Annotated in this window: 15 protein-coding genes; 5 read left to right on the top strand and 10 right to left on the bottom strand. The window is 67.5% G+C overall.

The window, feature by feature from the left end; translation table 11 throughout:
* Window positions 1-202: 202 nt before the first annotated feature.
* The 4 genes from HRF36_RS09125 (at window position 203) to HRF36_RS09110 (ending at window position 3,627) form a co-directional block, all read left to right on the top strand.
* Entirely contained in the window at window positions 203-613 is a 411-nt protein-coding gene (locus HRF36_RS09125; RefSeq protein ID WP_173209067.1) for an ester cyclase, read from the top strand.
* A gap of 43 nt (window positions 614-656) precedes the next feature.
* Entirely contained in the window at window positions 657-890 is a 234-nt protein-coding gene (locus HRF36_RS09120; protein ID WP_173209065.1) for a hypothetical protein, read from the top strand.
* 458 nt (window positions 891-1,348) lie between these two features.
* Window positions 1,349-2,935, top strand: a complete 1,587-nt coding sequence (locus HRF36_RS09115; protein ID WP_254281166.1) for a hypothetical protein — start codon at window positions 1,349-1,351, stop codon at window positions 2,933-2,935.
* Window positions 2,936-2,997: 62 nt separating this feature from the next.
* On the top strand, window positions 2,998-3,627 hold the full coding sequence (locus HRF36_RS09110; RefSeq protein WP_173209063.1) for a DUF4145 domain-containing protein: 630 nt from the start codon (window positions 2,998-3,000) through the stop codon (window positions 3,625-3,627).
* 284 nt (window positions 3,628-3,911) lie between these two features.
* Here the strand turns inward: HRF36_RS09110 and HRF36_RS09105 are convergent, their stop codons facing one another.
* On the bottom strand, window positions 3,912-6,332 hold the full coding sequence (locus HRF36_RS09105; protein ID WP_173209061.1) for an ATP-dependent helicase: 2,421 nt from the start codon (window positions 6,330-6,332) through the stop codon (window positions 3,912-3,914).
* 80 nt (window positions 6,333-6,412) lie between these two features.
* Window positions 6,413-7,405 carry a glycerophosphodiester phosphodiesterase family protein gene (locus HRF36_RS09100; protein ID WP_173209059.1) on the bottom strand — a complete coding sequence of 331 codons (993 nt, stop codon included), beginning with the start codon at window positions 7,403-7,405 and terminating at the stop codon, window positions 6,413-6,415.
* A gap of 273 nt (window positions 7,406-7,678) precedes the next feature.
* Between HRF36_RS09100 and HRF36_RS09095 the strand changes: the two genes are divergently transcribed.
* Entirely contained in the window at window positions 7,679-8,515 is an 837-nt protein-coding gene (locus HRF36_RS09095) for a Bax inhibitor-1/YccA family protein (protein WP_254281165.1), read from the top strand.
* Window positions 8,516-8,853: 338 nt separating this feature from the next.
* Here the strand turns inward: HRF36_RS09095 and guaA are convergent, their stop codons facing one another.
* The 8 genes from guaA to HRF36_RS09055 all read right to left on the bottom strand — a co-directional run bounded on the left by guaA (window position 8,854) and on the right by HRF36_RS09055 (window position 18,277).
* Window positions 8,854-10,407: a glutamine-hydrolyzing GMP synthase gene (guaA, locus tag HRF36_RS09090; protein WP_371740139.1), complete on the bottom strand. Its 1,554-nt coding sequence runs from the start codon at window positions 10,405-10,407 to the stop codon at window positions 8,854-8,856.
* A gap of 92 nt (window positions 10,408-10,499) precedes the next feature.
* Window positions 10,500-10,940 carry a DUF3817 domain-containing protein gene (locus HRF36_RS09085; RefSeq protein ID WP_173209053.1) on the bottom strand — a complete coding sequence of 147 codons (441 nt, stop codon included), beginning with the start codon at window positions 10,938-10,940 and terminating at the stop codon, window positions 10,500-10,502.
* 99 nt (window positions 10,941-11,039) lie between these two features.
* Window positions 11,040-11,891: an SURF1 family cytochrome oxidase biogenesis protein gene (locus HRF36_RS09080; RefSeq protein ID WP_173209051.1), complete on the bottom strand. Its 852-nt coding sequence runs from the start codon at window positions 11,889-11,891 to the stop codon at window positions 11,040-11,042.
* Between the two features lie 52 nt (window positions 11,892-11,943).
* Window positions 11,944-13,452 carry a cation:proton antiporter gene (locus HRF36_RS09075; protein WP_173209049.1) on the bottom strand — a complete coding sequence of 503 codons (1,509 nt, stop codon included), beginning with the start codon at window positions 13,450-13,452 and terminating at the stop codon, window positions 11,944-11,946.
* Between the two features lie 4 nt (window positions 13,453-13,456).
* Window positions 13,457-13,987: a cation:proton antiporter regulatory subunit gene (locus HRF36_RS09070; protein ID WP_173209047.1), complete on the bottom strand. Its 531-nt coding sequence runs from the start codon at window positions 13,985-13,987 to the stop codon at window positions 13,457-13,459.
* Between the two features lie 201 nt (window positions 13,988-14,188).
* Window positions 14,189-16,048: a glycerol-3-phosphate dehydrogenase/oxidase gene (locus HRF36_RS09065; protein WP_173209044.1), complete on the bottom strand. Its 1,860-nt coding sequence runs from the start codon at window positions 16,046-16,048 to the stop codon at window positions 14,189-14,191.
* A gap of 60 nt (window positions 16,049-16,108) precedes the next feature.
* A complete protein-coding gene (locus HRF36_RS09060) occupies window positions 16,109-17,230 on the bottom strand; it encodes a GuaB3 family IMP dehydrogenase-related protein (protein ID WP_173209042.1) in 1,122 nt (373 codons plus the stop codon).
* A 9-nt stretch (window positions 17,231-17,239) separates the two neighbouring features.
* On the bottom strand, window positions 17,240-18,277 hold the full coding sequence (locus HRF36_RS09055) for a type IV toxin-antitoxin system AbiEi family antitoxin domain-containing protein (protein ID WP_173209040.1): 1,038 nt from the start codon (window positions 18,275-18,277) through the stop codon (window positions 17,240-17,242).
* Between the last annotated feature and the right edge of the window lie 91 nt (window positions 18,278-18,368).

The following is an 18,368-nucleotide window of genomic DNA, read 5'->3' as shown; positions in this document are numbered from 1 at the left end:
CAATCCGCATCGCTGCGTCGTCTCACCATGATCCGTCTCGACATCGAGCCATCTCGACATGAAGACAATGGGCCAGCGGTCAGCCTAGCGGGCGAGCCGAGGGGTACGCCGAGCGTCGCGTCTGCTGTGAGCATCGGCGGCTGGTGCGCGCCTGGGGAGTAGACGAGAGACACCCCGACAGGACGAGAAGACGGAGACACGCATGTCAAAAGAGAAGAACATCGCCACGCAGCAACGCCTCGGCGAGATCTTGACCGCCCGCGAGATCGACCGTCTGGGCGAGGGTTTCCACGCCGACGTCGTCGACCACGACCCGGCCCCCGACGCGCCCGCCGGACTCGCCGGCATCCAGGCCTTCTGGACCGAGTTCTTCACGGCGTTCCCCGACGCAGACCTGCAGGTCGAGACGCTCGTCGCCGACGACGAGAACGTCACCGCGGTCTTCACGATCTCGGGCACGCACACCGGCACGTTCCAGGGCGCGGAGCCCACGGGCAAGTCGTTCACGGTCCGTGGCATCCAGGTCGGCCGCTTCGACGAGGACGGCCTGCTCGTCGAGCGCTGGGGCGCCACCGACGAGGCCGGCATGAAGCAGCAGCTCGGCCTCGCCTGAGCCGCTCCCCCACCACCCCGCACCACCTTCGAGAGGACGCATCATGAGCGACACGAACACCCCAGCAGCATCGGGCGAGCAGCCCTACGACCAGGCCGACGAGTTCGCCGAGTCCGAGCAGATCGCAACCAACGACGCGGTTGCTGGCGAGACGGTCTTCCCCGGCGTCGGCGAGGGCAACGACGGCCCGACCGGTGGCGCGCCCCGCGAGGGCTCGCCCGAGTACGCCTCGAACGACCTCGAGGGCGACGACATCGACCTCGACGAGACCGAGTGACCTGAGGTCACCACCGTCTCACGACGCCCCCGCCGCAGCTCGCGACGGGGGCGTCGTCGCGTCACGGCTCGTCCCCCGCCGGTCGCCTTCGTCATCCGAACAAAGGAGGCGTGGTGCGCGAAGAGGCGCACAGCTGTTCTCCATAGAACAAGGCTTCTGCCCGGCAGGCGACTGACGAGCGTGCCAGAGATCCTTTTCAATCGGCACCTAGCCTCTCGAACAAAGTCCCGTGGGCGCACCGCGATGGCGGCACAGGAAAGGACGAGCTCGATGGCCATCGCAACGCCGCGCCTTAGCCCGCCATAGGATGCGGAAGAATCCCTGGCGCGTCCAGCGGACCGTCCAAGCTCCGTCGTTCCTGCTTCGTAGGAGTTGAGGCTCGCCCTCTACGGAGTTTGATCCTATGGTCATGCTGTCGGCGTAGACAACTTCGACTTTAACCTCAGAGGATCAGCATCATGAGTGTTCTTTATCGAGCCGTGTGGTCGGACACAACGGAAGGAGACAGAGAACCGGTCACGCAAGCCCTCAAGGATTGCGCCGCTAAGTGGATTCAGGATCGACCTGATCCGGAGCCTCTGCCAGAAGGAGAAAGCACCTTCGAGGTGTCGCAGGGGCGCATAAGAACTGTCGCACTCCGAACTGTCACTCCCGAAGCCTTCGAAATCGTAGCCACAGACGAAGTTCCCGGCGACCCGACCGAGTGGGCGACGGTGATCCGTGTCATCGCGGACCAGAAGGGCGTGCACACACTTGTCGAGTTGAGCATGTCTTCCGACGATCTAGCACGTCGAGTCTCAGTCGGCCGGCCAAAAGTCGTTCATGAACTGCTCGCTGCGGTCGAGAAGCCTCGTCTTGGTGGCAGCCGTCTCCTCCTGGGGCCTCTCGACCTACCTGCCAACGGAATTGCCATCTTGACAGACTTGCTCGCAGATCCGACCCGAAGCCTTCCGATCATCGTTTGCGCCGAGCCGACCGGCCCTCACGCCGACGTTTGGCTTCGAACTGCGGACATAATTGCGGCACGTGTCGAAGGCATTGCCGTCGTGATCACACTGGGGCTAAGCGCCGCGGTGGAGTTCCGACGACACATTGGATCACTCGCTATCTGGGACGGCGGAGTGCGTATTTACGCGCCAGGCGTAGTCGTGGGGGACTCGGATGGTTGGCAGCACCGCTATTATCTTGGGTCGCGTTTGGAGCAGGCACGACAGTCGACGATAGACCGGATCGTGTACTCCGTAGCTCAACTTTCGACTAGGCGTCGAGTACCGGAAGCTTTCCGCCTATTTGACGTTCAGGGCAGCATTCCGTCTGGTTCTTCGAACGGGATGATCTCAGCACAGTCGCTAGTGGAAGCGCGTGAGAACTGGGATTTTGCGTCCGAGCTTGCCCGGGACGAGCAGAGCTCTGTCGAGCGAGAACTGTCTAGCGCCAACGGGCATCTTGCACGCCTAAAGAAGGTGCTGATCGACCAGGGGCACGCCGACCTCTTGTGGGGCACTCAACACGAGGAGGCATCCTCTACTCCAGACGCAGTACAAGACGCCTCGGAGTCCGCGATGGCCGCGCAGGCTTATCTATCGGACTGGCTCGCACTCCCGGATTCAGCGATCAGAGAACTCGAAGATATAGATAGCTCACCAGAGGCCTACAACTGGGGGAACAAGACGTGGCGAGGGCTTCGTGCGCTTGCTGCCTACGCCGAAGATCGAGCTGCCGGATGGGACAAGGGTGGGTTCTGGGAATGGTGCGCTTCAGGCCCACTACTCGGATGGCCAGCCACCAGCAAGAAGCTTGCGATGACAGAGAGCGAGTCGGTTCAGAACAGTGAGAAGCTCATTCGCACCCGAGTTTTCAAGGTCGATAAGAAGGTCGACGCATCAGGCGAAGCCAAAATGCTGGCGCACCTGAAGATTTCTGAAGGCGGCGGAAGCCTGGCGCCTCGTGTGTATTTCCACGACGACACAGGCGGAACGACGAAAAAGGTACATGTCGGCCTCATCGGACCGCATTACCTGGTCCCGAATAAGTCTACGAACTAGCGGCAGAAAGAGCTGTAGTTGGGCATCGACCGATTTCATTCCGCTTCAGGCACAATGACATCATGGTTGCCATCCTTTGCCCTTATTGCCACAAGCACAGCCACGTCACAGTGCGTTGGGGGGAAGTCCATTCGAATGGCGAACGTACCCGTGTCGCTGTAAGTTGCGACTTCTGCTCGCGACTGTCAATCGGTGAGGGTTCGGGCGGCAATCCCAGCCCGCGCGGCGACGAGATTGAACTCCACGCATCGAGTCGTCAAATTGAGAAAGCGACTCATATTCAATGGCTCCCCACAGCCGCCGATGCGCCCGAAGTGGTGGACGTCCCTGAGGCAATAGGTAGGGCGGCACGGGAGGCTTACTCGAGTGCCTCCGTCGGGAACCACATGGCCTCGATTCTGATGGCTAGAACAGTTATCGAGGCGACAGCCAAGGCGCAAGGCATTTCGAACGGCGACCTGTCCAAGAAAATCAATACAATGAAGGATAATCAACTTATCAGGCGAGCGGTCGCTGATCAAGCGCACGAAGTCCGCTACGCCGGGAACGATATGGCTCATGGTGACATCGACGTAGTTCCAGATGCGATCGACTCCGAAGAGATTCTCGCTCTTATGGCGTCGGTCTTAACCGAGGTGTTTCAAGACCCCGCTCGCTTAGAACGTATTCGAGCTAAGCGCGAATCTCGCTAACTCCGCGCGCAACTTGTAGCCGCTATCGACAACGCACCACTCCGCGTCAGCACGTTAGGGAGTCAGTGGGCTCGCAGTCAAAGCAGAACGCGCCGTTCGAGCTCGGAAATAAAATAAAATGCGGCCTTACTGATGGCTTCTATTGCCTAGGAACTTCGGGCAGCCCCGAAGCGTGAAACGGCTCTAGACCGGCAAGAAAGTCCTCATATTCATCGTCAACCAAACTCAATTCGACCCCAGAGGTTGTGAATCGAGTGACTCGAACTTGACCGAGCCCTTTGGGCCTAAATTTTTTCAATCGGCGCGACCTTGATCAGCAACTTCTTGCGGCCGGCGCCGTCGAAGAGGACCTCGGCGATGCGGCGGGCGCCGATGCCGGTGACGGCCATGACGCGGCCCTCGCCGAAGTCGACGTGCGAGATGCGGTCGCCGGCCTCGAGCTCCATGTCGCCGTTGTCGCGGACGGTGCCCGTGACCCGGTTGGCCCACTCGGTCTTCGGCTTGGTCTTCGCCGCCGCCGTGGCCCGGTCGTAGCTGCCCGAACCGTAGCCGCCCGACGCCCGCGGCGTCGCACCCCGGTTGCCGTCGCCACCCTCGCGACGGGCGTTGAGCGCCCTCGGCTGCGTGCCGCCGCGGCTGTTCGCCATGCCGGGCGACTGCTTCCAGTCGATCAGCTCGACGGGGATCTCTTGCAGGTACCGCGACGGCATCGCCACGTTGACCTCGCCGAACTGCGCCCGCGTCATCGCGAGCGACAAGAACAGCCGCTGGCGGGCGCGGGTGATGCCCACGTAGAACAGCCGCCGCTCTTCGGACGGGCCACCGGGCTCGCTGGCCGACATACGGTGCGGCAACAGGTCTTCTTCGACACCGGTGAGGAACACCGCCTCGTACTCGAGCCCCTTGGCGGTGTGCAGCGTCATCAGCGACACCGTGCCGCTCGTGTCGTCGAGGTCGTCGGCCGCCGCCACCAGCGTGACCTCGGTGAGGAAGTCGAGCAGCGTGCCGTCGGGGTTGTTCTTCTGGAACTCTTTCGTGACCGCGACGAGCTCGTCGATGTTCTCGGCACGGGCCTCGTCCTGCGGGTCACGCGACGCGCGCAGCACCTCGACCAGGCCACTGCCCGCGATCAGCGCTGACAGGATCTCGTGCACGGGCGCGGTCGCCGCCGTGGCCTGCACGTCGTCGAGCAGCTTCGCCAGACCCGTGATCGCACCGGTCACCTTCGGCCCGAGACCGAGCTGGCCGGCGTTGCGCATCGCGTCACGCAGCGGCGCCTCGTTCGTGTCGGCCCAGCGCTGCATCGCGGTCTCGGTCGCCGGACCGATGCCGCGCTTGGGCACGTTCATGATGCGCCGCAGCGCGAGCGGGTCGGCCGGGTTGGCGACGGTGATCAGGTACGCCATGGCGTCCTTGATCTCGGCACGCTCGTAGAACTTGGTGCCGCCGAGCACGCGGTACGGGATGGCCGAGCGGATGAAGATCTCTTCGAGAGCACGCGTCTGCGAGTTGGTGCGATAGAAGACGGCCATGTCTTTGTAGTCGGTGCCGGACTCGTGCAGAGCCGCGATCTCGTCCGCGACGAACTGGGCCTCGTCGTGCCCGGTGTAGCCGGTGAACCCGACGATCTTGCTGCCGGCACCGACCGTGGTGAAGAGGTTCTTGGCCTGACGGTCGAAGTTGTTCGAGATGACCGCGTTGGCCGCGTCGAGGATGTTCTGCGTCGAGCGGTAGTTCTGCTCGAGCAAGATGACCTTCGAGTTGGGGAAGTCGCGTTCGAACTCGACGATGTTGCGGATGTCGGCACCACGGAACGCATAGATCGACTGGTCGGAGTCGCCGACCACGGTGAGCGACGCCCCGGGGATGCCACCGCTGCCGTCGCGCATCGATTGGACGAACTGGCCGCCGCGTTCGAGTTCGTCGACGAGGTCGGCCTGGACGGGTCGGGTCAGCTCGCGGATGAGCGAGTACTGCGCGTGGTTGGTGTCTTGGTACTCGTCGACCAGGATGTGCCGGAACCGGCGTTGGTACTGAGCGGCCACATGCGGGAAGGCCCGGAACAGGTAGACGGTCTGCGCGATGAGGTCGTCGAAGTCGAAGGCGTTGGCCCGCTGCAGCTCGCGGGTGTACTGCCGGAAGATCTCGAGGAACATGACCTCTTGCGGGTCGTTCATGTTGATCTGGCGCGAGTACGACTCGACGTCGCTGAGCTCGTTCTTGAGCTTGGAGATCTTGCCCGACGCCATGCTGACGGTGAGCCCGAGCTGGTCGGCGTCGAGCTCTTTCAGGATGCGCTTGAGCAGCGCCCGCGAGTCGGCGGAGTCGTAGATCGTGAAGCTCTTGGTGAAGCCGAACTGTTCGGCCTCACGTCGCAGGATGCGCACGCACGCCGAGTGGAACGTGCTGATCCACATGCCCTCGCCGGCCTGACCGACGAGGTGCGCCACGCGCTCGCGCATCTCGGCCGCGGCTTTGTTGGTGAAGGTGATGGCGAGGATCTGGCTGGGCCACGCCTCGCGCGTCGCCAGCAGCCCGGCGATGCGACGGGTGAGCACGCTGGTCTTGCCCGAGCCGGCACCGGCCACGATCAGCAGCGACTGCCCGCGGTACTCGACCGCCTCTTTCTGCTGGGGGTTGAGACCGGCGGTCAGGGGGTCGCCGGAACCGCCGGCAGCGTCAGAGGGCTCGAGCACGATCGTCATGGCCCGTCGAGTCTAAGCGCGACCGCCGACATCGTGAGGGGGTGCAGGTCGACCACGGTCACGGGAGGCGTCGGGCGGGGTCAGCGGGACGCGAAGGCGACCCGCGCCTCCTCGGCGAGCTCGGGCTGGTCGGCGAAGACTCCGTCGACGCCGAGCGCCATGAGCGAGGTGAACTCGGCCCGCCAGTCGCCGAAGGCGGCCTTGCCGCCGGGCCCGCGATTGGCCTTGGCCAGGAACGCGTTCTCGGCCCGCAGCGTCCAGGTGAAGACGTCGAGACCGGCCGCGTGCGCCCGATCGACGACCCGACCGTCGGTCGCCCCCTTGGCGTCGAGGAGCGTGCGCTTGTCGAGGCTGACGCCGTACAGCCCCGCGTCGACGAACGACTCGAGCGACTCGGCGTGCAGCTGGTCGCGATACCCCACGGAGGCGCGCCCCGCGGCCACGAGGTCGGCCGCCGTACCGGCCTTCTCGAGCAGATAGACGAGCCGGGCCCCGAGTCGCTGGTCGGCCAGCCGGCCGAGCACGGTCTGCTCGAACGACTCGATCGTCAACCGCGGGTCGTCGACCCAGCGCCGCTGCCGCAACTCGTCGGCGAGCAGCTCGCCGAGCGGCAGGCCGATGGAGTCGAAGTACGTGGCGTGCTTCACCTCGGCCACGAGTCCGACCGGGCGATCGGCGGCGTCCAGCAGGTCGAGCAGGTCGCCCAGCCGCTGGATGCGCCCCTCGCCGTCGTGCGCGGCGCTCTCGGGTCGCAGTTCGGGCAGTCGCTCGCGGATGCGCAGCGTGCTGAGCTCGTCCCAGGTGAAGTCTTCGGTGAACCAGCCCGTGACCGTGGTGCCGTCGATGGTCTTGGTGGTGCGCCGGTGTCGGAACTCGTCGTGGTCGGCGACGTCGGTCGTGCCCGAGATCTCGTTCTCGTGCCGCAGGACGAGCACGCCGTCGCTCGACGCGACCAGGTCGGGCTCGATGGCGTCGGCCCCGAGCTCGATCGCGAGGCGGTAGGCGTCCTCGCCGTGCTCGGGTCGGTGGCCGCTGGCGCCGCGGTGGGCGATGACGAGAGGCGAGGTGGACACCCGGCCACGCTAACGGGCGTGCCCGTGCACGGCCCGAGCCGCTCGTGGGCTGTGGGCCACCGAGGAGGCGCGGGCCTTGGGGACGAGGCGTCCCACCCACCGCAGACGCAAAAGACTGCACGCCATGCACGTTCGCCCTGCGAGAATGCGGCTCTCATCAGGCAGATCTTCAGCCATTCGTTGCACGGCACGGTTAGCCTCATGTGTACGGAACCGCTCTCGTGCACCTGCGCGGGCGGTCCACACATCCCTAGCGATCAGAAGAGGAACCCCTTGGCATTCTCGAATCCCGGCTTCAGTCAGTCGCCGGCCTTCTCGAAGAACGGCGGGCCCGTCATCCGTCAGCAGCAGGGCGCCGCCCAGCCGGTCGAGTACAACGGCATGACCGCCGAGCAGCTGCAGCAGCTCTACTCGCAGCCCGCCGCCGGCCCCACGCAGACCGACCGCATGACGTACGAAGACACGATCTCGAAGACGTTGCTCGCCTTCGGCGTCGTTCTCGTCTTCGCCGCCGTGGGCTGGTTCGTCCCGGCCCTCGCGTTCGTCGGCGCCATCGCGGGCTTCGTGCTGGCGCTCGTCAACATCTTCAAGAAGAAGCCCTCCCCCGGGCTGGTGCTCGCCTACTCGGCAGCACAGGGCCTCTTCGTCGGTGGCATCTCCTCGATCTTCGAGGCTCAGTTCGACGGCATCGTCACCCAGGCGTTGCTCGGCACCGCGGCGGTCTTCGTCGTGACCCTGCTGCTCTTCAAGAGCGGCAAGGTACGCGCCTCGGCCAAGGCCACCAAGATCTTCCTGATCGGCATGGTCGGCTACGCCGTCTTCTCGCTGCTCAACCTCGGCCTCATGGCCTTCGGTGCCAACAGCAACCCGTGGGGCCTGCGCGGTTCTGTCGAGATCTTCGGCATCCCGCTCGGCTTCTTCCTGGGCATCCTCGTCGTCCTGATGGCCGCGTACTCGCTGGTCCTCGACTTCGACCAGGTCAAGACCGGCGTCGAGCGCGGCGCCCCCCGCATCTACGCCTGGTCGGCCGCCTTCAGCATCGTCATGACGGTCATCTGGCTCTATGTCGAGATCCTGCGCATGCTCGCGATCCTGCGAGGCAGCGACTAGTCACCACGGTACCACCAGCACCACCCCGAGGCGGGGCTCGTTCCGAGAGGGGCGGGCCCCGCTTCTATGTGTGCGGGCCGACGGTCGAGTGGGCAGAAGGTGCTGTTCGTGCTCGGCTGAGCAGCACGTTCTGCCCACTCGACCGGGTCCTTGCCCCCACCCACGGAGAGATCCAGGATTGACGAAACCCCCTCGGGCACATGCCAGAGGGGGTTTCGCGTCACTGCGCTTCGCGGGAGGTCTCCCTCACTCCACGTTCGCGGCTACTGGTGGGCACCGGGGTCGCAGGCTCCCCCGGAATGATCAGGCCTCGGCGCTCCGCGCCGAAAACGGCCTGATCATTCCCATTCGATGGTGCCCGGGGGCTTCGAGGTGACGTCGAGCAGGACGCGGTTGACGCCGTCCACCTCGTTCGTGATGCGGTTCGAGATGCGGGCCAGCACGTCGTAGGGAAGACGCGTCCAGTCGGCGGTCATGGCGTCTTCGGAGGACACCGGACGCAGCACGATCGGGTGACCGTAAGTGCGACCGTCGCCCTGGACGCCCACCGAACGGACGTCGGCCAGCAGCACCACGGGGCACTGCCAGATCTCGTCGTCCAGACCGGCGGCGGTCAGCTCGGCCCGCGCGATGGCGTCGGCCGCGCGCAGCAACTCGAGACGCTCGTGCGTGACCTCGCCCACGATGCGGATGCCGAGCCCCGGGCCGGGGAACGGCTGGCGGCCCACGATGACCTCGGGCAGACCGAGCTCGCGACCGATGGCTCGCACCTCGTCCTTGAACAACGTGCGCAGCGGCTCGACGAGCTCGAACTGCAGGTCTTCGGGCAGCCCGCCCACGTTGTGGTGGCTCTTGATGTTGGCCGTGCCCGTGCCGCCACCGCTCTCGACGACGTCGGGGTAGAGCGTGCCCTGCACGAGGAACTTCACGGCCGAGTCGCCCTCGGCCGCGGCCTCGAGCACGAGCGCCTCGGCGGCGGCCTCGAAGCTGCGGATGAACTCGCGGCCGATGATCTTGCGCTTCTGCTCGGGATCGGTGACCCCGGCGAGGGCGTCAAGGAACTGCTGCTCGGCATCGATCGTGACGAGGCGCACACCGGTCGAGGCGACGTAGTCCTCTTCGACCTGACGACGCTCGTCGGCCCGCAGCAGACCGTGGTCGACGAAGACGCAGATCAGCTGGTCGCCGACGGCCTCGTGCACGATCGCAGCCGCGACTGCGGAGTCGACACCGCCCGAGAGGCCGCAGATGACGCGGGCGTCACCGACCTGCTCGCGGATGCGGGCGACCTGCTCGGCGATGACGTTGCCGCTGTTCCAGTCGGCGGGGATGCCGGCGGCCCGGTGCAGGAAGTTCTCGAGCACCGCCTGGCCGTACGACGAGTGCTTGACCTCGGGGTGCCACTGCACGCCGTAGAGCTTGCGCGCGTCGCTCGAGAACGCGGCGACGGGGGTCGAGGCGCTCGAGGCCAACACGTCGAAGCCCTCGGGCGCCTTCGACACCGAGTCGCCGTGGCTCATCCACGTCGTCTGCGAGGTCGGCTGGCCCGACAACAACGTGCTGTCGCCCTCGGCGAGCGTCACGTCGGTGGCGCCGTACTCGCGCTGGCCGGTCTGCGAGACCTCGCCGCCGAGCGCCTTGGCCATCGCCTGGAAGCCGTAGCAGATGCCCAGCACGGGGATGTCGAGGTCGAAGATGCCCGCGTCGATGCTCGGCGCGCCCTCTTCGTAGACGCTCGACGGCCCACCGCTGAGCACGATGCCCACGGGGTTCTTCTCGGCGATCTCGGCCGCGGTGATCGTGTGGGGCACGATCTCGCTGTAGACGTTGGCCTCGCGGACGCGGCGGGCGATCAGCTGCGCGTACTGCGCGCCGAAGTCGACCACGAGCACGGGGCTCTGCGCCGTCTCGGGGGCGCGATCGGCCGGTGCGGGTGCCGTGGCGGCGGTGGTCGCCGACTCCTCGGCGGTCTCGGGTGCGTCGGTCACGCGGGGGCTCCCTCGGTCGTGGGGGTGGTCTCGGCGGTCAGCGCGTCGTACTGCTGCGTCGCGAGCTTGGTCATGTGGCTCTCGACGAAGAACGAGAGCAGCGGTACGACACCGCCGAGCGCGATGAGGAAGAACCGCGAGAACGGCCACCTCATGAGGCTCCAGAGGCGGAAGTCGGCGAAGAGGTAGACGACGTACAACCAACCGTGCGCGATGAGGATCGCCGTCGACAGGTTGAAGCCGGTGGTCGAGTCGACCGGGACGAGGAACCCGCCCTGGCCGCCGAGCTGCATCTCGAGCTGCAGCGGCGTGTACTTGAAGACCATCTCGAAGATGAGCAGCAACAGCATCACGCCGGTGACGTACGCCGAGATCTTGTAGAACTTGACGGCACCCGGGATCTTCGGGATGTCGCGTTGCCGGGGCTTCAAAGGCATGGGCACGATTCTAGCCGCGCCCGCCGACGCGCCAGGACGGCACCTGTCGACGTCGAACGAGGCCGACCCACCGCCCGGCGGGGGCCGAGACGCGAGGGGTCAGGAGGCGCGGGTGGGCTGGGTCGCGCCGCGCGCGTCCGCCTCGGCCCGCGCCTCCTCGGCTTCTTCGTGCTCGCGCTCGAACGCGTCGCGCACGAGCCGGAACCAGAGGAAGACGGCGAAGCCGGCGAAGACGACCCACTCGATCGCGTAGAAGACGTTGAGCCAGTTGAACTGGACGTCGGAAGCCGGCGGGGCCGAGTCGATCTCGCTCAGCGCGGCGGGCGCGACGTCGGAGACGACGTAGCCGCCGTAGACCTGGCCGTCGAAGCCGGGCCACTCGTTGATGAGTGCGGCCACCGAGACGACGGTCTGCGCACCGCTCTCGAAGTCGCTCTCGGTCGGTGACTCGGACGGGAAGTACCGCCCCTCGACCGTGACGGTGGAGGTCGCGGCCACCGAGGGCTCTGCGGCCTCGGCACCCCCGCGGGTCGCGGACCAGCCGAGCCCCACGGGCAGCGAGGCGCCGTTGGCGTCGTCGACGAAGCGACCGATCAGCCAGTAACCGGTCTCGCTGCCATTGACCCGGTCGCCGACCACGGCGAAGTCGTCGGGGTCGAACTCACCCGTGACCGACACCCGCTGGGCACCGAGCGAGTCGGCGAACGGGGCCTGCGGGGTGGCGACCGCTGAGAGCACCTTGGTGGTCTCGGTCTCGGGGTTGACGACCTGCACGCTCTCGACGCTGCGCTCGATCTGCCAGTGCCCGAGCCAGGCGAAGATGCCTGCCACCACGAGGGCGAGGCCGAGGAGGGCGATCCACCGGGGACGTCGGGCGACGTGCCACATGGTCGCCGGCAGCGGCTCGCCGTCGACGCCGAGGAGGGCGGGGCGCTGCTCGGTCCGGGTCACGCAGGCGATCGTACCTCTCGCCGTCGACGAGCTCGCTGGGACCTCGGCGGGGTCAGTACTCGGGGTCGCGCCGACGCGCGGCCCGCTGGTCGCTCTGCTGTCCGGCCTGCTCGGCCCAGAGCCGGGCCTCGTCGGCGTCCATCGCGTCGAGGTCGTCCAGGTCGTCGTCGTCAGCGTCGTCGTCGACCGCGCGCCGCGACGCGTCACCGCGCCCGGCGGCGGCCCGCGCCGTGCCGGCCCGGACGCGCTCGGTCTCGCGTTCGTCGTCGTCTTCGGTGACCTCGGTCTGGTCGAGGTCGTCACCGGCGAGCGCGGCCTCCATCAGGGCGATCTCGTCGCCGCCGCGTGCCTCGCGTTCGAGGCGACGAGCCTCGGCCTCGGCTCGCTCGGCCTTCTTGCGCGACCTGAGCACGACCGAGCCGATGCGCTCGCTGTTCGCCGCCAACACCGGGCCGAGCACAGCCATGATGAGCACGTACAGGCCGGCGAAGGGCTGCAACCGCTCGTCGAGCCCGGCACCGGCCGACAAGGTCGCCAGGATCAGCGCGAACTCGCCCCGGTTCACCAGGATCACCGTCGTGTTGATGCCGGCCTGCGGCCCGAGCTTGTTGAGCCACGCCACGAACTGCCCCGCACCGATGTTCAGCAGCACGGTCATGCCGACGGCGATGGCGACGGGCCCGAGCACGCTCGGGAAGAGTGCCGGGTTCAGCCCGAGGCCGAAGTTGAGGAAGAAGAACGCCCCGAAGACGTCGCGCATGGGCAGGGCGAACTGCTCGACCCGGTTGCGGAACTTCGTCGCCCCGATGATGAGGCCGATGAGGAAGGCACCGATCGCGTCGGTCACGCCGAGGACCTCACCGAGCCCGGCGAAGAGGACGGCCAGGCCGAAGAAGAGCACGGTGAAGAGCTCGTCGTCGCGGGTGCGCATCAGCCTCGACACGACCCGCCCGCCCCACCTCGCGACACCGAACATCACGACGAGGAACGCGAAGGCGATGCCGAGCTTGAGGATGACCGGCCCGGGGTCGGTCTCGCCGCTGAGCACGACCGAGACGATCGCGAGGTAGATGGCGATGAAGATGTCTTCGACCACCGTCACGCCGAGGATCATCGGCGTCTCTCGGTTGGCCAGGCGGTTGAGCTCGATGAGCAGCTTGGTGACGATCGCACTCGACGACGTCGCCGTCATGCCGGCGATGATCAGGGCTTCGCGCGTGCCCCAGCCGAGCATGAAGCCGAAGACCAGCCCGACACCCATGTTGATGGCGATGTAGCTGCCGCCCGAGACGATCAGCCGCCCCGCGTTCGAGAAGAACTCGTCCTGGTCGAACTCGAGGCCGAGGTTGAACAGCAACAGGATCAGACCGAAGATCGCGATCAGCTCGATGTTGTCGGACTCGAAGCTGAGCGGGAACCACCCCGTGTTCGTGCTGGCGAGCAGCCCCACGATCATGTAGATCGGGATCGACGGCAGGCCGATGAGCTTGCCGGCTCGGCCGAGCACGTAGGCGATCAGCAGCAGGATGCCGAGGACGATCAGCTCTTCACCCAGGTGCATGGGCCTAGCCCCCGGGCGGGGCGTCGACCGGCGAGCGGTGCTTGAGCTCGCCCGTGCGGTAGAACGAGAACGCCTTGGCGACCTTCTCGGGCGAACCGGCCACGACGAGCGTGTCGCCGGGGAACACCTTGAAGTCGCCCGACGGTGCCGGGTTGGCCGCGTCGCCGCGGACGACCGCGACGACGGTCAGACCCACGACCCCCTTGGCGCCGAGGTCGCCGAGCGGTTGCCCCGCGATGTGGTCGTCGTAGTCGACCGTGAACCAGTCGATGCTGAGGCCGGGGATCTGGTCGAGCGCCGAGAGCGACTCGGTGATGCGGGTGCCGCCGAGCAGTTCGGCGAGGGTGTGGGCCTCGTCTTCGCTGAGTCGCAGCGAGACCTTCGTGACGTGGTCGCCGTCGACGTCGTCGCTGAACGTGATGAGGTCGCTGTGGCCCGATCGGTGCGTGATGACACCGCACTTGCCGCCGTCGTCGGTGATGAAGGTGTGCAGCACACCCACGCCGGGGAGCTTGACTCGACGCACGTCAACCATGGTTCGTCTCCAGTGGACTCGGGGGCAGTCGTCTCAGCCTAGCGGCGGGTTCGGCCGCGGCAGCCGGGCTGCTCACGGTGGGGACAACCCGCCACCCTCCACAGGTGTTCCCGCGTTCTCGGACGGAGAAACCGTGGGAGGCGCGGTGCCCGACGAACGGGCACCGCGCCTCCTTCAGACGGTCGCCTCGGCGACCCGTGGTCAACCCTGGCGGCCGCCCGGGCTGCCCGCCGACGTGTCGTCGCCCGGCGTGCCCGCCGGCTCGGTGACCTTCTCACCCGGCTTGGGCGCGCCTCCTTGGTCGGCTCCGGCGACGACCATGTCGTCCTCGTCGAAGCCGAAGGTGATGTCGGGCGCCTCGAGGCGGACACGATCGGCCGACTCGTCGTCGGGCTCGAGCTGGCTCGCGCGCTCGGCGGCGACGCGCTTCAGGTAGTTGGCGACCTCGGCCTCGGCCTCGTCGTCACTCCAGCCGAGCACGCCGGCCATCAGCTTGGCGGCGACGGGGGCGGCGGACTCACCGCGGTCCCAGGCCTCGATCGAGATGCGCGTGCGACGCGCCAGGACGTCCTCGAGGTGCAGGGCGCTCTCGTGGCTGGCGGCGTAGACGACCTCGGCCCGGATGTAGTCGTCGGCGCCGGGCAGCGGCTCGGCGAGCGAGGGGTCGTCTCGGATGAGGTCGAGGATCTCGTCGGTCGTGGTGCCGTACCGGTTGAGCAGGTGCTCGATGCGCACCTTGTGCACGCCGAAGGCCTTGGCGATCTTGCCGCGCTTGTTCCATGCCGCGTGGTAGCCCTCGGCGCCGATCAGCGGGATCTCCATCGTCGTGCTCGACGGGATGCGCCCGTCGAGGGCCGCCACGGCCTCGTCGATGGCGTCCTCGGCCATGACCCGGTAGGTCGTCCACTTGCCGCCGGCCACGACGACGAGTCCCGGCACGGTGTGAGCGACGATGTGCTCGCGTGACAACTTCGACGTCTGGTCGGACTCGCCCGCGAGCAGCGGACGCAGGCCGGCGTAGACGCCCTCGACGTCGGCACGGGTGAGCGGAACGGCCATCACCTTGTTGACGTGCTCGAGGATGTAGTCGATGTCGGCCGCCGTCGCCGCGGGGTGGGCCTTGTCGAGGTCCCAGTCGGTGTCGGTCGTGCCGACGAGCCAGTGCCGGCCCCACGGGATGACGAACAGGACGCTCTTCTCGGTGCGGAAGATCATGCCCATGTCGGAGTGGATGCGGTCGCGCGGCACGACGAGGTGCACGCCCTTCGACGCCCGCACCTTGAACTGGCCCCGCTCACCGACCATCGCCTGCGTGTCATCGGTCCACACACCGGTCGCGTTGACGACCTGCTTGGCGCGGATCTCGAAGTGCTCGCCGGTGTGGTAGTCATGCGCCTTGACGCCGACGACCCGCTCGCCGACCTTGACGAACCCCTCGACCCGGATGCGGCTCGCGGCGTGGGCACCGTAGCTGGAGGCGGTGCGCACCAGCGACGAGACGTAGCGGGCGTCGTCGACCTGGGCGTCGTAGTAGGTGAGACCGCCGACGACGGCGTCCTTCGACAGGCTCGGGATGGCGCGTAGCACCTGCGTCTTGCTGAGGTGTCGGTGGTGGGGAACGCCGGGCGGGCGGCCTCCTGTCCAGCTGAAGATGTCGTACAGGGCCATGCCGGCCCCGATGTAGAACCGCTCGTAGACCGGCTTGCTCAGCGGGTAGAGGAACCGCACGGGCTTGACCAGGTGCGGCGCGAGACGCTGCAGCAGCAGGCCACGTTCGATCAACGCCTCGCGGACGAGACGGAAGTTCAACTGCTCGAGGTACCGGATGCCCCCGTGCACGAGCTTGGACGAACGGCTCGACGTGCCCGATCCCCAGTCACGGGCCTCGACGATGCCCACGCTCAGGCCCCGGGTCACGGCGTCGAGCGCGGACCCCGCACCGACGATGCCACCCCCGATCACGAGGATGTCGAGTTCTTTCGTCTTCAACGCCTCGACGGCTGCGGCCCGTTCGTCGGGGCCGAGCTTCGTGGAGAGCGAAACGGACGCGGACTTGACCATGCGAGCCTCCATCGTTGGATTCGGTGGCCCGGCCTCTCGACCGGACCACCCCATCAAACGCTAGTGAGGCTGGTAGGGGGCCACAACCACTTCGACCCGTTGGAACTCTTTCAGGTCGCTGTAGCCCGTGGTCGCCATCGAGCGGCGCAATGCACCCATGATGTTCGACGTGCCGTCGACGGTCGTGGCGGGCCCGTAGAGGATCTTCTCGAGGGAGCCGATCGTGCCGACCTGCATGCGACGGCCGCGGGGCAGCTCGGGGTGGTGCGCTTCGGCACCCCAGTGGTACCCCCCACCGGGCACGTCGTCGGCCCGCGCCAGGGCGGCACCGAGCATGACGGCGTCGGCGCCGCAGGCGATGGCCTTGACCAGGTCGCCCGAGGTGCCGAGACCCCCGTCGGCGATGACGTGCACGTAGCGCCCGCCCGACTCGTCGAGGTAGTCGCGGCGTGCACCCGCGACGTCGGCCACGGCACTCGCCATCGGCGCGTGGATGCCCAGGGAGGCGCGGGTCGTGCTGGCCGCGCCGCCCCCGAACCCGACGAGGACGCCCGCGGCGCCGGTGCGCATCAGGTGCAGAGCAGCCGTGTAGGTCGAGGCCCCGCCGACGATGACGGGGACGTCGAGCTCGTAGATGAACTTCTTGAGGTTGAGCGGTTCGCTGCTCTTCGAGACGTGTTCGGCGCTGACCGTCGTGCCCCGGATGACGAAGAGGTCGACACCGGCGTCGACGACCGTCTGGTACAGGTCTTGGGTGCGCTGGGGGCTGAGGGCACCGGCGACGGTGACCCCGGCCGCACGGATCTCGGCCAGACGGTCGCGCACGAGCTCGGGCTTGATCGGCTCGCTGTAGATCTCTTGCATGCGGGCGACCGAGTCCTCTTCGGGCAGCTCACGGATCTCGGCGAGGACCTGTTCGGGGTCGTCGTACCGCGTCCAGACGCCTTCGAGGTCGAGCACGCCGAGACCGCCGAGCTGGCCGATGCGGATGGCCGTGGCCGGACTGACCACCGAGTCCATGGGGGCGGCGATGACCGGCGACTCGAACTGGAACGCGTCGATCGACCAGCCGACCGAGACGTCGCGTGGGTCGCGGGTACGCCTGCTCGGAACGATGGCGATGTCGTCGAACGCGTACGCGCGGCGGGCTCGCTTGGAGACGCCGATCTCTACCTCAGTCACCGTGCCACCTTACCGGGCGGGCCCGCCCGGCGCGGGAACGGGCGACTTCGTCGATCCCGGGCGGTCGTTCTCGACCGTCGACGACGAAGTCGCCCGTCCGGTCGGTCCGAGGGGCACGACGCCGGCGCGAGCGAGAACGGGACCGAGGCGGCGGACGTCGAGGGCGACGTCCCAGCCCCAGCGAGCGAAGCCACGCACCTCGGGCAGGGCCCGGATGTCGTCCTCGCGGTCCTTCTCGTCCATCACCACCTGGGCCGTCGTGCGGCCGGCCATCATCTCGGGATCGGTGTACTTCACTCGGCCGTCGGACTCGCCGACGACTCCGAACCCGGGCCACCAGTTGTCGACGATCGCCACCCGTCGCCCCGTCTCGTCGAAGAGCGGGTGCTGCAGAACGGGGTCCGGCAGCCCGAGCAGCCGGAACCCGACCCGGCTGATCGACTCGAGTGGGCGGTCGGCGAGGGGAGTCGCGAACTCGAGTACGGCCGCCACCTTCTTCGAGCCTCGTCGAGTGCCTCGCCGAGCGAACTCCGTCGCGAGCGACTCGGGCGTGACCGCCCCCTGGTGCAGCGCGTGGTCCGTCATCACGACGGCCCGGACGAAGGGCTCGGTCAGGCAGACGTCGACGATGGTCGCGTCGAGGGGCGTGACGTGCACGCCCTCGACGTCGAGGGCGTCGGGGCGCTCGTGGTCGTCGCGTGCGTGCTTGACGAACCCGTGCTCCTGCCGACTTCCGCCGGCAGGAGGGACGAGGACGTGCACCCGGCGGGGCGGAGCCCCCACCAGCGGCAGACCGTGCAGCACCGCGGCCGAGACATGGCTGACGAGCACCCGGGTCCGGCACGAGGCGGCGGCTGCGACGACGGTCAGCCGGTACCGCCCCTCGATCCCCAGCGCGGCCCAGCGGCCGGCCTCGACGTAGGCGCCTCGACGGACGCGGACCAGGTCGCCGCGCCGACAGGCGACTCGCAGCCGCGCGTCGTCCAGGCCCAGTGCCGCCAGGTCGCGGCTCAGCAGGAGATCGGGGTGGCGCGGCGTGATGAGCACGACACCACGGTGCCGGAACGCGGCCCGGCGACGAGAGGGACGGACGTCTTCTGTGGATGGCGACCCGCGCCTCCTGGGTGGGGGACGAGAC

Source organism: Frigoribacterium sp. VKM Ac-2836 (assembly GCF_013248995.1).
GTDB lineage: Bacteria > Actinomycetota > Actinomycetes > Actinomycetales > Microbacteriaceae > Frigoribacterium.
This window is presented reverse-complemented; position numbering and strand designations above follow the sequence as displayed.

Bases quoted from the DNA above. Each gene is read 5' to 3' on its own strand.
- HRF36_RS09105 (WP_173209061.1), bottom strand. From the start codon at position 6,332: ATGACGATCGTGCTCGAGCCCTCTGACGCTGCCGGCGGTTCCGGCGAC.
- HRF36_RS09085 (WP_173209053.1), bottom strand. From the start codon at position 10,940: ATGCCTTTGAAGCCCCGGCAACGCGACATCCCGAAGATCCCGGGTGCC.
- HRF36_RS09110 (WP_173209063.1), top strand. From the start codon at position 2,998: ATGGTTGCCATCCTTTGCCCTTATTGCCACAAGCACAGCCACGTCACA.
- HRF36_RS09120 (WP_173209065.1), top strand. From the start codon at position 657: ATGAGCGACACGAACACCCCAGCAGCATCGGGCGAGCAGCCCTACGAC.
- HRF36_RS09070 (WP_173209047.1), bottom strand. From the start codon at position 13,987: ATGGTTGACGTGCGTCGAGTCAAGCTCCCCGGCGTGGGTGTGCTGCAC.
- HRF36_RS09115 (WP_254281166.1), top strand. From the start codon at position 1,349: ATGAGTGTTCTTTATCGAGCCGTGTGGTCGGACACAACGGAAGGAGAC.
- HRF36_RS09075 (WP_173209049.1), bottom strand. From the start codon at position 13,452: ATGCACCTGGGTGAAGAGCTGATCGTCCTCGGCATCCTGCTGCTGATC.
- HRF36_RS09065 (WP_173209044.1), bottom strand. From the start codon at position 16,048: ATGGTCAAGTCCGCGTCCGTTTCGCTCTCCACGAAGCTCGGCCCCGAC.
- HRF36_RS09125 (WP_173209067.1), top strand. From the start codon at position 203: ATGTCAAAAGAGAAGAACATCGCCACGCAGCAACGCCTCGGCGAGATC.